Annotated in this window: 10 protein-coding genes and 1 other annotated feature; of the genes, 6 read left to right on the top strand and 4 right to left on the bottom strand. The window is 29.8% G+C overall.

All coding sequences use genetic code 11. From position 1 onward, the window contains the following. The first annotated feature begins 38 nt into the window (after nucleotides 1-38). The 6 genes from nrdD (at nucleotide 39) to BR69_RS0106965 (ending at nucleotide 9402) form a co-directional block, all read left to right on the top strand. Nucleotides 39-2156 (top strand): anaerobic ribonucleoside-triphosphate reductase, encoded by a 2118-nt coding sequence (gene nrdD, locus BR69_RS0106940; protein WP_027632540.1) that lies wholly within the window; start codon nucleotides 39-41, stop codon nucleotides 2154-2156. Between the two features lie 102 nt (nucleotides 2157-2258). After that, complete coding sequence (gene nrdG, locus BR69_RS0106945; protein WP_027632541.1) at nucleotides 2259-2768, top strand: anaerobic ribonucleoside-triphosphate reductase activating protein; 510 nt, start codon at nucleotides 2259-2261, stop codon at nucleotides 2766-2768. Nucleotides 2769-2844: 76 nt separating this feature from the next. Continuing rightward, nucleotides 2845-2970, top strand: a complete 126-nt coding sequence (locus tag BR69_RS22280; RefSeq protein ID WP_278246087.1) for a hypothetical protein — start codon at nucleotides 2845-2847, stop codon at nucleotides 2968-2970. Between the two features lie 93 nt (nucleotides 2971-3063). Then, complete coding sequence (locus BR69_RS0106955) at nucleotides 3064-4554, top strand: leucyl aminopeptidase (RefSeq protein WP_027632542.1); 1491 nt, start codon at nucleotides 3064-3066, stop codon at nucleotides 4552-4554. A 317-nt stretch (nucleotides 4555-4871) separates the two neighbouring features. Continuing rightward, entirely contained in the window at nucleotides 4872-6989 is a 2118-nt protein-coding gene (locus BR69_RS0106960) for a sensor domain-containing diguanylate cyclase (RefSeq protein ID WP_027632543.1), read from the top strand. A 262-nt stretch (nucleotides 6990-7251) separates the two neighbouring features. Next, the gene (locus tag BR69_RS0106965) at nucleotides 7252-9402 is read left to right on the top strand and encodes a YhgE/Pip domain-containing protein (RefSeq protein WP_027632544.1); all 2151 of its coding nucleotides are present in this window, start codon (nucleotides 7252-7254) and stop codon (nucleotides 9400-9402) included. 153 nt (nucleotides 9403-9555) lie between these two features. Here BR69_RS0106965 and asnS read toward each other — a convergent pair whose 3' ends face one another. The 4 genes from asnS to BR69_RS0106985 form a co-directional block, all read right to left on the bottom strand. After that, nucleotides 9556-10947 (bottom strand): asparagine--tRNA ligase, encoded by a 1392-nt coding sequence (asnS, locus tag BR69_RS0106970; protein WP_027632545.1) that lies wholly within the window; start codon nucleotides 10945-10947, stop codon nucleotides 9556-9558. A 183-nt stretch (nucleotides 10948-11130) separates the two neighbouring features. Then, nucleotides 11131-11378 (bottom strand) — a binding site (T-box leader). Nucleotides 11379-11940: 562 nt separating this feature from the next. Next, nucleotides 11941-12426 carry a GNAT family N-acetyltransferase gene (locus tag BR69_RS0106975; protein WP_027632546.1) on the bottom strand — a complete coding sequence of 162 codons (486 nt, stop codon included), beginning with the start codon at nucleotides 12424-12426 and terminating at the stop codon, nucleotides 11941-11943. A gap of 2 nt (nucleotides 12427-12428) precedes the next feature. Beyond that, entirely contained in the window at nucleotides 12429-14213 is a 1785-nt protein-coding gene (locus tag BR69_RS0106980; protein ID WP_027632547.1) for an ABC transporter ATP-binding protein, read from the bottom strand. Further along, nucleotides 14213-15970 (bottom strand): ABC transporter ATP-binding protein, encoded by a 1758-nt coding sequence (locus tag BR69_RS0106985; RefSeq protein ID WP_027632548.1) that lies wholly within the window; start codon nucleotides 15968-15970, stop codon nucleotides 14213-14215. Before BR69_RS0106985 ends, BR69_RS0106980 begins: the two co-directional genes overlap by 1 nt. Nucleotides 15971-16016 lie beyond the last annotated feature (46 nt).

Here is a 16016-nt window from a genome sequence, read left to right on the forward strand (position 1 = left end):
TGAATAGTACTAGATATAGTACATTGGAGGGCGAATATATGCTATATGTTGTGAAGCGTGATGGTAGAAGGGTTGAGTTCAATTTCCTTAAAATTACTGAGGCTGTAAAGGGTGCAGCAGAGGAAATAGGGGACTCACTTAAAGAGAGTGAAATGATGGATATTACCAAAAAGGTAATTAAGTACATAGAAGATGAAGGTATAGATGATATATCAGTAGAAAAAATTCAAAACTTAGTAGAAAAGGGTTTAAAAGAACAAGGATTAACAAGTATAGCTCAAGCATACTCTAGCTATAGAAGAGAAAGAAATAAGGTTCGTGAGATAAAATCTGATTTAATGAAGGCCATAGGAAAAATTGGAGAAGAAACTGATAGAGATAATGCAAATGTAGGAAATAACTTTAGTTCTAAGCTATTAAGAATAGCTAGTGAGTCTAATAAGTGGTATAATCTCGGATCTATGCCTAAGCATTTAGCTAGGGCACATGAAAATGGAGATGTTTATTATCATGATTTAGATAGTTATAACTTAACTACAAATTGTCTTCATATACCAACTAAAGAAATCCTAGAAAGAGGATTTAATACAGGATATGGTACTATAATGAAGCCAAGAAGGATAGAGACAGCTGCAGAACTTTCATGTATACTTCTTCAATCCACTCAAAATGATATGTTTGGAGGGCAGGCTCATCCAGACTTTGATAATGATTTAGGGTGCTTTATAGAACCAACAAGGCAAGAGATAAGAGAAGAGCTTTTAGAACTTTCTATAGGGGACGATAGATTAGAGGATTTAGTTGAAACTAGACTTAGAAAAAGGGTACACCAAGCTATGCAGGGTATAGTTTATAACTTAAATACTATGCACTCAAGAGCAGGATCTCAAGTTCCATTTAGTTCAGTAAATATAGGAATACCTCATAGCAAAGATGCAGCTCTTTTATGCGAGATTTTTCTTTTAGAATATGAAAAAGGACTTGGTAAGGGTGAACAGCCAATATTCCCTAACATAATATTTAGGGTTAAAGAAGGAGTAAATAGGGATAAAAGAGATCCTTATTACTACTTATATGAATTAGCTTGTAGGGTAGCAGCTAAGAGAATGAATCCTACATTTATGAATATAGATGCAGATTTTAATAAAGAATATTATGATAAGGGTTATATGCCTGCAACTATGGGATGCAGAACTTACCTAATGTCTAATATAAATGGAGAACCAGGAACAAAAGGAAGAGGAAATATAGCTCCATCAACAATAAACTTACCAAGACTTGGTATACTTTCTAAGGGAGATATAGATAAATTCTTTACCCTCCTTCAAAACAGATTGGAGCTTACAAAGGAAGCCTTACTTCATAGATATGGGGTTTTAAAAAACCTAAGAGTAAAAGATCTACCTTTTGTTGCAGGTCAAGGTCTTATGAAGGGGTCAGAAGGATTAAAGGAAGAAGATTCTATAGAACCAATATTAAAACAGGGAAGCTGGGGTATAGGTTTTATAGGACTTACTGAAACATTAATATCCTTAACTGGTAAGCATCATGGGGAGTCAGAAGAATCAAGAAAGCTTGGAATCGAAATAGTAAGCTTTATGAGAGATTATACAGATAGATTAGCAAAAGAAACAAAGTTAAATTGGAGTACTTATGCAACTCCAGCAGAAGGACTTAGTGGAAAGTTTATAGTGCAAGATAGGAAGGTATTTGGAGAGATAAAGGGAGTTACAGATAAGAACTACTACACAAACTCATACCACATACCAGTGGGGTATTCTATATCCATAAAAGATAAGATAGATATAGAAGCACCTTACCATAAGCTTTGTAATGCAGGTCATATAAGTTACTTAGAAGTTGATGATTGCCCTACTGGAGAAGCTATAATGTCTATATTAGATTATGCATATAAGAACACAAATATAAGTTACCTAGGAATAAACTTCCATATAAGATATTGCAGAAGTTGTGGAACTTATCTTCAGAGTGGAGAAAGTAAGTGTTCTAAATGTGGAAGTAGTGATATACAAGGAGTATCTAGAGTTACAGGGTACTTAAGCTTAGATGAAAGATTTGGACCAGGTAAATATGACGAAAGAAAAGATAGATTAACTCATACAAATAATAAACTAGGATATAAAGATTGTAATTAATAAAGAAAGCAATCATTAAATAGCTTGTGCTATTTAATGATTGTTTTTTAGATATATAAGATATGAAAATAAAAGAAATTATTATAAATAGGGGATGAAATTATGGACGGAAAAATAAGATTATCAGGGATGATACATGAAAGTTTAGTAAATGGACCAGGGATAAGAAGAGTATTTTTTTCTCAAGGTTGTACCCATAATTGTAAGGGATGTTTTAATAAAGAAACTCATAGCTTTTATGGAGGAGAAGAATTCCTCATGGATAAACTAATAGAAGATGTTAGGATAAATCCTATAATAAGCGGGATTACCTTTAGTGGAGGAGATCCTATGGAGCAAGCAGATAAGTTTTCTTATATGGCAAAAAAGTTTAGGGAGCTTAATCTTAGCATATGGTGTTATACAGGATATACCTTTGAAGCCTTAATGGATAAGGTAGAGGAAGATAATAATATAAAAGAGCTGCTTTATAATATAGATGTGCTAATAGATGGTAGGTTTTGCGAGGAAAATCAAGTAGAAGGGCTTAAATATAGAGGATCTTCTAATCAAAGAGTAATAGATATTAAAAAAACTTTAAGTAGTGGGGAAGTTTCTTTATATATAGAATAATAAAAAGTTCTCTTTAAAGTAATAATTATGTGGATTTTTGGAAACATAATTATAGAAGTTTAAGGAAGAAAGCCTCATGAAAAATAAAAAAATTATTAGATTAATAATTGTAGCAGTAGTTCTTACATTAACCTGTGCAGCTTTTGTAAATAAATCTTGGAGTTCAATAAAAAGTTCTAAAATAATAGAAATTAATGATTAAATACTTTTAAGTAATAATTGTTTTACCTATTGGAAATTACAGAAAAATAATATATACTAAAAATAAAAGTATACAACGAGGGGGTATATAGATATGAATATTAAACTTCAAAGTACAGCATGTGGAGATGTGGAAACAGTTGTTATACCTGTGTTTGAGGATAGAGATCTTAGCTATGTATGCGAAGATATCAGTTCAATAATAGAGAATTTTAAGAATAAAGGACAGTTTAAAGGTGGATTTGGTGAAACTTTCTTCTTTACTAAAGAAAGAGGAGATATACTTAAACAAATAGTATTATTAGGTCTTGGAAAACAAGGAGAATTGACTTCAGATAAAATAAGAATTGCTTATTCTAAAGCTTTAAAAAAGGTTAATGAATTAAAAGCTTCAGCTGTAGCAGTTAAGTTCTTTAAGGTAGATTCAGTTTGTACAAAGAGAACCTTAAAAGGAATAGTAGAAGGCTTAACTCTTGCAAACTATAAGTTTGATAAGTTTAAGAGTGATAGAAAAGAAGCTACTTTAAAAGATATAGTTATAGCAGGTATAGCTGAAGAGGACATGAAAAAGGCTGAAATGGCATTAGAGGAAGCTAATGTACTTGTTGATGGAACTTTAATAGCAAGAGATTTAGTTAATGAACCAGCTAATTTTATGTATCCAGAAACTTTAGCTAAAGAAGTAGAAAAGTTAGGTAAGGATTCAGGCTTCCAAGTTGAAGTCTTTGACGAAAATAAGATAAATGAATTAGGTATGAAAGCCTTTATGGAAGTTGCTAAGGGATCAGAAAATCCTCCAAGATTCATAGTTATGAGATACTTTGGAGATGAGGATAATAAGAATAATATATTAGGACTAGTAGGAAAAGGCTTAACTTATGATTCAGGTGGATATTCAATAAAGCCAACTGATGGAATGGTTACAATGAAGAGTGATATGGGTGGAGCAGCAGCGGTTATAGGTGCTATGAGTGCTATAGCTAAGATGAAGATAAAAGCTAATGTGGTTGCAGTAGTTGCGGCTTGTGAGAACCTAATATCAGGAAATGCATATAAGCCAGGAGATATAATATCATCTATGGGAGGAAAAACTATAGAGGTATTAAACACAGATGCAGAAGGAAGATTAACTCTTGTAGATGCAGTTCATTATGTAATAGAGAAAGAAAAAGCATCTAAGGTTATAGATGTGGCTACTTTAACAGGAGCTGTTGTTATGGCGCTTGGAAGAACTGCTACAGGGGTTGTAACAAATAATCATGAATTCTATGGAGAACTTCAAAAAGCATCAGACATTTCAGGAGAAAAGGTTTGGGAGCTTCCAGCCTTTGATGAATATAAAGAACTTATAAAATCTGACATAGCTGACCTTAAGAATATAGGTGGTAGATTTGGTGGTACTATAACTGCTGGACTATTCATAGGAGAGTTTGTTCAAGATAAGCCTTGGTTACATCTTGATATAGCAGGTACAGCTTGGGAAGATAAGGATAACAACTACTTAACAAAGGGTGGTACAGGAGTTGGAGTTAGAACTTTATACTATTTAGTAAAAAAGAGTGTTAAGGGATGTTGTAATAAGTAATATTAAATGGGGTGGTGTTGTAACCATCCCATTTATTTTTTGTAGTTATTATATTTTATAGAGTTTTAATATAAATCCTTAACTTGTTCATTAAAAATACCATTGACTTGTCTTGCTTTAGCCAGGTGGATAAATTAACTTTAAAACTTAAAATCCTATAAGAGATGGATTTTTTATATAATATTTAACTAATATAATAGGGAATTAGTAAAAAAATATGCTTAAAATTTTATAATAGCTTATGAAAAAAGAGATAATAATACTAAGTAAATTCTTTGTATATAATTATCTTAATAAAATAACTGGGGGAGGAGTTTATGAGAAGAAAAGTTTTATCTAGTAGGAAGAAAATACTTATATATTACACAGTACTAATATCTTTAATATTTATACTAATATCCTCTATATTTTATGTTATTGCTTATAATACTATGGAAAAAAAGCTTGTAGAAAATGCCTATGATAAAACTAATATTATTAAGGATAATTTAAAGGATATACTAAAAAATTCTTCCTTAAATTATTTGAGAGGTAATAATGAAGCTTTTTATTCTTTGTTAGATGTTAATTACAGAAAGGGTATATCTAAGAAGGATACTATGGATATACTAATCCACAGAAATAAGCTTAATTCATCAGAACAAGTTTACATAGTTGATAGAAATGGAAATAGTCTTAATAATAGAGGGCTAACTGATATAGATATAGATTTTAATAAGCTTTGGGATAGAGCAGAGAAGGAAAATCAATATTATACGGATGATAGTGAAAATGCTTATTATATATCATATTTTACACCTTGGGATTTAATCGTAATAACCTCTATAAATAAGGAGACCATAAAAAGTTATGTTAAGGAAGATATAAGGGATAATATATTAAAAAATTCCTATGAATATGAGTATAGTTTTTTAATAGATGATGAGGGAAATGTAATTGTTCATCCATTTATGAGTAGAAATAATATATTAGATATAAGTGATAAAGAAGGTAAATATTATGTAAGGGAAATCATAGAGAAAAAGAGTGGGAAAATAAAATATACCTCTGATATAAAGAAAGTTAAAAAATATGATGAAAGGTTATGTAGCTTTGAATATATAGAAGGATTTAATTGGATAATTGCAACAACAGTATCAGAAGGATACATAGTAAAATCAAGACTAAATGATTATTTAATCTATATAATTTTTATATTTATTATATTTTATATTATGACGATCATGTTTATTTTTTATATATTTAATATAACTAGAAAGCCAGTTATAAGACTTAGAGATGAGATGAAAGATTATCTTTTAAAAGAACATAAGGTAAAGCTAAAAGAAGACATATACGAGGATGATGAGGTAAAAAGCTTAACCTATTATTTTGATGAACTTTTAATAAAGGTTAAGGAATATTCCAATGGATTAATAAGCAAGAACAATGAACTTAAGGGAGTCATACTTAATAGGGATAAAATTATAGAAGAAAGTATAGGAGAGCTTCAGGACAATCATGAGAAAAGTATAATCTTAAGAGAGATGAGTAATTTAATTCAAAAAGCTGTAAGTGAAGAAGAGGTTCATAGAATAATACATATGTATGTTAAAAAGATTATATTAAATCCAGAGGGAGGACTATATATAAAGAAAGAGGAAGAGTATGAATGTGTGATATCATGGGGAGAAAGGGATTACATAGGTGATTTACATAAATATCAATGCTGGGCAATGAGGACAGGAAAGATTTATTATAATGATGGGACCATACCCTTATGCAATCATGTAGATAAGAAGAAAAAAAACCATATTTGTATACCATTATACGATGGAGGAAGAACCTTTGGGCTTTTAACTTTTGATTTAGATAAAATGGATAATAGTTTTAATATAATTATATCATCCATGGCAGAAACCATTGGTATATGTCTATCAAACTTTAGATTTAGACAACAGCTTAAAGGAATGATGGTTACTGACCCTTTAACAAAGATTTATAACAGGAGATATCTAGAAGAAGAGATAAAGCTAAGTACAATAGATTATAGCCAAGGTATAATAATTATGGATATAGATAATTTTAAGAATATAAATGATACCTATGGTCATTTAATAGGTGATGATGTATTACTTAAATTAGTACATATAACTAAATCAATAATAAGCTACAAAGACTTTTTTATAAGATATGGAGGAGAAGAGTTTTTATTGGTACAAAAAGGTATTTCTTTTCAGGAAGCTTTAAGTAAAGCTGAAGAAATAAGAGATGAGGTACAAGAAAAACTTAGGATAGAAGAACTTGGTATTAGTTGTACCTTAAGTATTGGATTAGCATATAACTTTAATAAGGAAATTGATATAAATACTTTAATAAATGAAGCTGATAAAAAACTATATGAGGCCAAAAATAGTGGTAAAAATAAGGTTAAATATATAACTTTTAAAGAATAGAACATAACTAATGTTCTATTCTTTAATTTTCAGTATAAATAACTAGGTTTTTTTCTAATAATAAGGGTAATAACAATAGGTAGTTATATTAAGTAAAATCTAATTATAAATGTTTACAGTAGATGTAGTTTCTAGTTAAGAAGGTGTGCTAATTTGACATTAATCATCAAATTATATAAATTATTTATATGAATTGAACTGACTAGTATAAATAAACTGTGAATTGTTTAATAAAATTTAAAAAAATAAAAGGGTGACACTAATGAAAAATATTTTTAGAATTTACAAAAGGGATATAAAGAGTATAGTTACAAATCCTATAGCTTTAATAGTTGTTTTAGCACTTATATTTTTGCCTTCTCTTTATGCTTGGTTTAATATAGAAGCTTCATGGGATCCGTATGGAAGTACTTTTGGAATATCAGTTGCAGTAAGTAATAAGGACAAGGGAGCAACAGTTAGAGATAAGAATATAAATGTAGGGTATGAGGTTATATCATCTCTTAGAGAAAATCGTAATATAGGATGGACCTTTGTTGACGAAGAGGAGGCAATAAAGGGAACAGAAAAGGGAAAGTATTACGCATCAATAATAATTCCAGAAGATTTTTCTAATGATATAACATCTATATTAAGTGGAGAATTTAAAAAACCAAAATTAGATTATTATATAAATGAAAAAATTAATGCTATAGCTCCTAAAATAACAGATAAGGGAGCAACTAGTGTTCAACAACAAATATCACAAAACTTTGTAAAAACAGTAAATGGAGCTATACTTTCTGAATTTAATGTATTAGGAGAGGATTTAGCCAAATATGAGCCTAAATTTAATGACTATAAAAATTTAATTACTACATTAAATGAAAGATTTCCAGAAATATATGAGAAGGTAGATTTAGCTGAAAAGGGAGTAATAACAGGTCAAGATCTTATAAAGACTTTAAATCAGCAAATGCCTTTAATTGAAGATACCTTAAACAAAGGAACAGATTTAACAAAAGATTTTGAAAAGTTTACTAGTAAGGGAAAAGAAAATATAAATAAAATTGCTCCTGTTATTAAGAATGACTTAGGATATGTAAATAGTATAGCAACTAGTGTGGAGGCTATAGCAAATGGATTATCTGAATCCACAGCACCAGAAGATATGAAAACAGCACTAAATAGTCTTAAGAGTAAAGCTAATATAATAAGGTCTGTTATAGATACAAATATAAATATAGTAGGTAAGATAAATATATCTAATAGTGAAGTATTAAACAACTTAAAGGCAAGATTAGAGGGAGTAAGAAATAAGGTTGATAAATATATAGCTACTATAGATAAGGGAATATCCGCTATAGATAGAGGAGAAAAACCAGCGCAAGATATTCTACAATCAATAACTAATCTAACAAAAGATATACAAAATAGTATAAATAATATTTTAGGAGAATATGATTCTAAAATTGTTCCTGAAATAAATAGGGTAGCGGATAAACTACATGATGTATCCTTAAACTCCATTGAGTTATTAGGGGTTGATAATAACAAGCTACCAGAAGTTAAAAGTTTATTAAGCAATGTAGATAAACTAACAACTGGTGGGGAAGATAAAATAAAGGTTATTAAGGATAAGTTGCCAGAAGCACAAGATGCTATAAAGAAGGTTAAAGAAAAGATAGATGAACTAAATGGAAAAATAGATATTGGAGAACTTATAGACTTATTAAAAACAAATGCAGAAAAAGGTAAGGAGTTTATAGCTTCTCCTGTGGAGTTAAATGAAAATAAGTTTTTCCATATTCCAAACTATGGTTCAGGAATGACACCATTCTATACAGTATTGGCTTTATGGGTTGGAGGGCTTATATTATCATCTATATTATCAGTTAAAGTACCTAGCGATTTAGAGGGACCTTTTAAATCCTATGAAGTTTATTTTGGAAAGTCACTGTTATTTACAACAATAGGGGTACTACAAGCTTTATGTGTATCTATTGGAGATATATATTTATTAGGTACCTATGCAGCTCATAAGCCAGAATTTATAGGACTTTCAGTACTTATAAGTATAGTATTTATGTTTATAATTTACACTATGGTATCTGTATTTGGAAATGTAGGTAAGGCTTTAGGTATAATAGGTCTTGTTATACAAGTAGCAGCATCAGGCGGTACTTTCCCAATACAAGTAACACCACCATTTTTCCAAAAGGTAAATCCATATCTTCCATTTACCTATGCTATTGAAGCTATGAGAGAGGCTACAGGAGGAATAATATGGAGTGTACTTCAAAAAGATATTATTATACTTTGTTTAATACTCTTAGGAGTTATTATATTTGGTTTAATTTTTAAAGGACCATTAAATAAGGTAAGTAAAAGATTTGTTGAAAAGCTTAATGAGAGTAATATTGTTGGTCATTAATTCTTAAGATATAAATATTAAAGTTATTTTTAGTTTAAGAGCTTTAATCAGGGATTATAAAAAGCACAAAATTAAAAAATATTAAGATTTACTATATAAATATAAAATAATAGAAAGAAAAAGACTTGATAATATATCAAGTCTTTTTCTTTCTTAAAATTCGAAGTTTCCAGTAGTTCTTGGAAATGGTATAACGTCTCTTATGTTAGACATACCAGTTATATACATTATTAATCTTTCAAAGCCTAAACCAAATCCAGCATGTTTAGTTCCGCCGTATTTTCTAAGCTCTAAATACCACCAGTAATCTTCTTTGCTTAATCCAAGTTCTTCTATTCTACTTTCAAGAACATCTAATCTTTCTTCTCTTTGGCTTCCACCAATGATTTCTCCGATTCCAGGAACTAGACAGTCCATAGCTGCAACAGTCTTTCCATCTTCGTTTAATCTCATATAGAACGCTTTTATATCCTTTGGATAATCAGTAACAAATACAGGTTTTTTGAACACTTCTTCTGTTAGATATCTTTCATGCTCAGTTTGAAGGTCAGAACCCCATTCTACAGGGTATTCAAAGGTTTTATCAGCTTTTTTAAGAAGTTCTACAGCTTCAGTGTAAGTAACCTTACCAAAGTCAGAAGAAACAACATGGTTTAATCTTTCTTTTAATCCCTTGTCTATGAAGGAGTTAAAGAACTCTATTTCTTCAGGACATTCATCCATAACGTACTTAATAACATATCTTAACATATCTTCAGCAAGCTTCATATCATCTTTAAGATCAGCGAATGATATTTCAGGTTCTATCATCCAGAACTCTGCTGCGTGTCTTGCAGTATTTGAGTTTTCAGCTCTAAAGGTTGGTCCAAAGGTATAGATGTTTTTAAATGCTAAAGCAAAACACTCACCATTTAATTGACCAGAAACAGTAAGGTTAGATTCTTTTTCGAAGAAATCTCCCTTAAAATCTATTGAGCCGTCTTCAGTCTTAGGTACATTGTTTAGGTCTAGAGTAGTGACTCTAAACATTTCACCAGCACCCTCACAGTCAGAGCCAGTTATTATTGGGGTATGAGTATATACAAATCCTTTTTCATTGAAGAATTTGTGTATTGCATAGGCTGCCACAGAACGCACTCTAAAAACAGCAGAGAAGGCGTTGCTTCTTGGTCTTAAGTGAGCTATAGTTCTTAAATATTCAAAAGTGTGTCTCTTCTTTTGAAGAGGAAAGTCGCTATGGGATAATCCTTCTATTATTATATTCTCAGCCTTTATTTCAAAAGGTTGCTTAGAACCAGGAGTTGGTACTAAAGTACCTTCTATTGTTAAAGAAGAGCTTATAGGAAGTTTTGCAACTTCTTTAAAGTTTTCTAACTTATCTTCAAAAACTATTTGAATATTTTTAAAGAAAGTACCATCATTTAGTTCTATGAAACCAAATGTCTTAGAATCTCTAAGAGTTCTTATCCAACCAGATATTGAAACTTTTTGGTTATTATAAGTTTCACCGTTTCTGTAAAGTTCTTTAATTGAAACTTTTGTCATGTTAATCATCCTTTCAAATTTTCTTTATATAAATTAAAATCAGCCTTATTATAGGGCTTGAATAATATTAAACTTTTATACTAATTGAAAATGAACTATATAACTAAGCATTAAAGAAAATCTCTATTTTAATTGGGTTTAGTTTTATAAGTTATAGAAAAACAAAAAAACCTCTCATCCACATAAAGGGACGAAAGGTATATATTCCGCGGTACCACCCAATTTGTCATAAATAAAATATGACCGTCTTACAAGCATCGAATAATGCTGTTCTTCTATAACGGGAAGATTCCGTCTAAGTCTACTCTCTAAAAAGATTTCGGTTAGAAACTCTGAGATGTTCTTCAATATAAGCTCACTATAAGGCTTTCACCATCCCTTATTCGCTAGGAATTACATCTTATATTTACTCTTCTCTTCATAGTTTTTAAAAACTTATATTCATAATAAAATTAGTTATATGAAATCTATTATACTATTATTATTATAAAAATCAATACCTGATTTAAGAATTAATATAATTTATAATATAAGATTATTTCTAAGGGATATACTTATATTATTTTATGTAAATTATCAGGTTAGACTATAGGATTAAGCTTTTATTACTTTTACTATAAAGTAACTTTTATTAGAAAATTTATATAGAATAAGAGAAGGTTTATCAACAAGTTAGTAGGGGAAACTTAGAAGTTTGTGGATAAATCTATAGATAGGAGAGGTGAATGTTAATAACTTAGAGAGGTAAGGTGATTTTTTTAGCTTTAAGTTTACTAGAATATAAACATAATAATGATAATAGTAAATCTATGTTATATAATTATAGCCCCACAATTGTTAAAATTGCAGGGCTCTGTTATATTAATTAGCTAGAAGTTTTAAAATTCATATAGGATTTTAAGCTTAATTTAATCTCTTTAAGATTAAGCCAATGGTTATATAAAATAGATTTTGAGAGAAAACCCTATATAGATAATTATTTTCTTGTTGGTATTATAAAGAATTTTCCTCATGATGAAGAGATTTAACCATTATAAGACAAGGGCAATTTTCTCCCCATATTTCTTTTATTTCTTCTAAGGGAGAAAAACCTATACTTTCATAAAAACCTCGTGTTTTTTTATAGTAAGGATCCTTATGAGAAGGACCTAAGGTCTTTACCATGAGAAATTTGAAATCATTACGCCGCAGATGATGGTGAATATATTTTAGTAATGTGGTACCTATTTTTTTATTATGGTACTCTTCTAATACTCCCATACAGAAGATTTCAGCAGTATAAGGATTATTTTCTTTTATTGAGACAAAGCCCACAGGAGTTTTATCATCATAAGCGACATAGAATAACATATCTTTACTTTTATTTATATAGTCTTTAGTTGATTCTTCTATGCCAAACCAATTTGGTAAGCTATTTAATACCATAGAGCATATATTTCCTTTTAAATTATTATCTAATATATACTTGTATTGTATCAATTTTAAGCTCCCTCCTTAAGGAATTTATATTGAGCAGTGAAAAGATCATAGTATTTTCCTTTAAGTTTTATAAGTTCATCATGAGAACCAGCTTCACATATAATTCCATTATCAATTACCATTATCTTATCACAATCTCTTATAGTGGATAATCTATGAGCGATAACGAAGGAAGTTCTTCCATGCAATAACTTATTTATTCCTTTTTGAACAAGGATTTCTGTGTAGGTATCTATATTAGAGGTTGCTTCATCTAATATTAATATCCTAGGATCAGCAAGTAATGCACGAGCAAATGATATTAGCTGTCTTTGTCCAACTGAAAGTCTAGATCCACGTTCATTAACTTCTGTATCATATCCTTTTTCGAGATTCATTATAAAATCATGGGCATTTACAGCCTTAGCAGCCTTTATTACCTCATCATCTGTAGCATTAAGCTTTCCATACTTTATATTTTCTTTAATGGTTGCAGAAAATAAGAAGGTATCTTGAAGCATTATTCCCATCTGACTTCTTAAAGATGATATATCCACATTTTTAACATCAAGTCCATCTATTAAGACGTCTCCTTCAGTGGAGTCATAAAATCTACTAATTAGATTTATAATTGTAGTTTTACCAGCTCCAGTAGCTCCCACTAAGGCTATACTTTCACCAGGTTTAACTTTGAAACTAACGTTGTGTAGTACAGGAGTTTCATCATAAGCAAAGGTTACATTTTTAAATTCCACATTACCCTTAATAACTGGCATATTAATTGCAACTTCACTATTTACTATATCGGGATCTATATCCATTATTTCAAAAATTCTTTCTCCAGCAGCAAAGTTTGTTATTAGAGTGTTATAGAAGTTTGATATATTCATTATAGGTCTCCAGAACATTGTGATATACCAAGAGAAGGCTATAAGGGTACCTACAGAAATATCATCTTTTATTATAAGTCTTGCACCAACCCAGTAAACTATAACGGAGCCGAATCCCCAAGAAAGTTCAACTAGTGGCCAAAATAAATCATTTAATTTAACACAATGATTAAAAGAATCCATCATTTCGTGAATTAGTTCTTTAAAGCTTTTTGAAGTATTATTTTCATTGGCAAAGCTTTGAATTACTTTAATTCCAGAAAAATCTTCATGAGTAAAAGCATTAAGGTTAGAACGCTTTTGCCTATAATTCATCCATCTTTTAGTAGCATACTTTTCTATGGTAAATAAAGATATAAATAATAGAGGAAGAATTATAATAGCAGCTAGTGCTAATTTATAGTTCATAGAAAACATCATTACAGTTACACAAAGAAGACTTAAAACTTCAGGAACTAAACTTGTTATAGAAGTTGAAAAAAGTTCTTGAAGAGAGTTTACATCCCCCATAACACGAGCAAGGATTTTTCCAACAGGTCTATTATCAAAGAAAGAGAAGGAAAGCTTTTGTATATGAGTATAAAGCTCATCTCTTATACTTACTAAAATTTTATTAGTAACTTCTGACATAAGAATAATCCTTTTTTTAGATGCAATCATCCCTAGAAAGTTTAAGCCTACTAATAAGATAGCAATATATACAAGACCATTTGTATTAGAATCTTTTATATTCTCATCAATAGCTACTTTTAATAAATATGGGTTTAAAAGTCCACATATCATTACAAAAACCATAAGAGAGATAACAATAAATACACTAAAGCTGTAGGGTTTTAAATACCCTAATAATCTTTTTATAATATAAGACTTAGAATGATAAGTTGAAGTTTCATCCTGCCTTACTGAGTTTCTAGCCATTATACCACCTCTTTTTTCTTTTTCTTATTAGTAAGATTATCTAAATTAAAATCTTTAAACTGTTCACAATAGATTTCATAATATTTACCTTCAATAGCTAGAAGTTCTTCATGAGTACCTTTTTCTACGATTTCTCCATTTTCCATGAATAGTATGATATCAGCATTTTTAACAGCAGATATTCTATGAGCTATTATAAAGGTAGTATTAGATGATTTGTTGTTATTAAGATTTTTAAGAAGTTTAAATTCTGTTTCCATATCTAAGGCAGATGTGGAGTCATCTAATATTAGTATTGAAGAATCACGTACTAAGGCACGAGCTATAGATAATCTTTGCTTTTGCCCCCCAGAAAGCCCAAGACCACGCTCTCCTACAATAGTTGAATAACCCTCTTCTAGTTCATCTATAAATTCAGTTGCACATGCTAGAGCACAGGCTTTTGTGATTTCTTCCTCACTGGCATCTCTCTTACCAAATTTAATGTTTTGAGATATGGTGTCTGAGAATAAGAATGTATCTTGAGGAACTATAGACATAGAACCTCTTAAAGTTTTTAGGTTTAATTCTTTAACATTAATACCATCAACTAATACCTCTCCTTCACAAACATCATAGTATCTTCCTATTAATCCTACTAAGCTAGATTTACCAGAGCCTGTAGTACCCATAATTGCAACATTAGATCCAGCTGGTATTTTAAGATTTATATTTTTTAATATAAGGTCTTCGTTATATTTGAAAGATACATTTTTAAATTCGATATTTCCAGAAATTTTTTCTTTATCTTTAGAATATTTAGAAATATCGATGTCTGGTTTAGTCCCAAAAATCTTTAGGATTTTATTACAAGAAGCTTTATTTTGAGCTAGCATGTTAGTAAGCCAGCCAAGCATTCTCATAGGCCATATTAGGTTCCAGATATAGCCGTTAAATGCTACAAGAGAACCAATAGACATTTCTTTTTTTATTACAAAATATCCACCAAGAGCAATCATAATTACAATTGATAAGTTTGTTAGAAACTCTATAGGGGGATAGTATTTACCCAAAATATTTGCTTGTTCCATGTTAAGCTTATGATTTACCTTATTCATCTTAAGGAATTTTAAAATTTCATGTTTTTCTCTTGCAAAAGCTTTAACAAGTCTAACTCCAGCAATGTTTTCTTGGGCTATTGTATTCATCTCTGCATTATGGTCGCTTATTTTATCATAGGCTTCCATTTCTTTTTTCTCTAACCTTAGAGCTAAGAAGCCAATAGGAATCATTATGGATATACAAGCTAAAGCTAGTTTCCAATTTAAATAAAATAAGAATGCGGAAGCTAATACAAAGTAGATAATATTTTCAATGAATATCCTAAGTCCAAAGGATAGAGTTCTCCAGATATTATCTATATCTTCACCTATTCTTGACATTAGTTCTCCAGTGTTCATATTATCAAAGTACTTAAAATGTAGACTTTGAATGTGATTAAATAAATCATACTTTAAGTCTTCATTTACCTTACTAGACATAACATCAAAGATATATTCTTTAAAATATCCAAAGATGGCACGACTTAAGGTAATTAGTATTAACCCAAAGGATATTTGTAGAAGTAAGGACATATTTTTTCCTATAATGACCTTATCAACTAACTCCTTCATAAGAATTGGATTTATCATATCTAACACTATATTCATAATCATGAATAGGGTAGGTATGAATATTAGAAGTTTATACTTCCAAAGGTAATTTAAAAGTTTTTTCAATGTTGAAACCTCCTTTTTAGAAAACAAAAGGTCATGAATAACCTTG

It is taken from the genome of Clostridium hydrogeniformans DSM 21757, from assembly GCF_000686705.1.
GTDB classification, from domain to species: Bacteria; Bacillota; Clostridia; order Clostridiales; family Clostridiaceae; genus Clostridium_Z; species Clostridium_Z hydrogeniformans.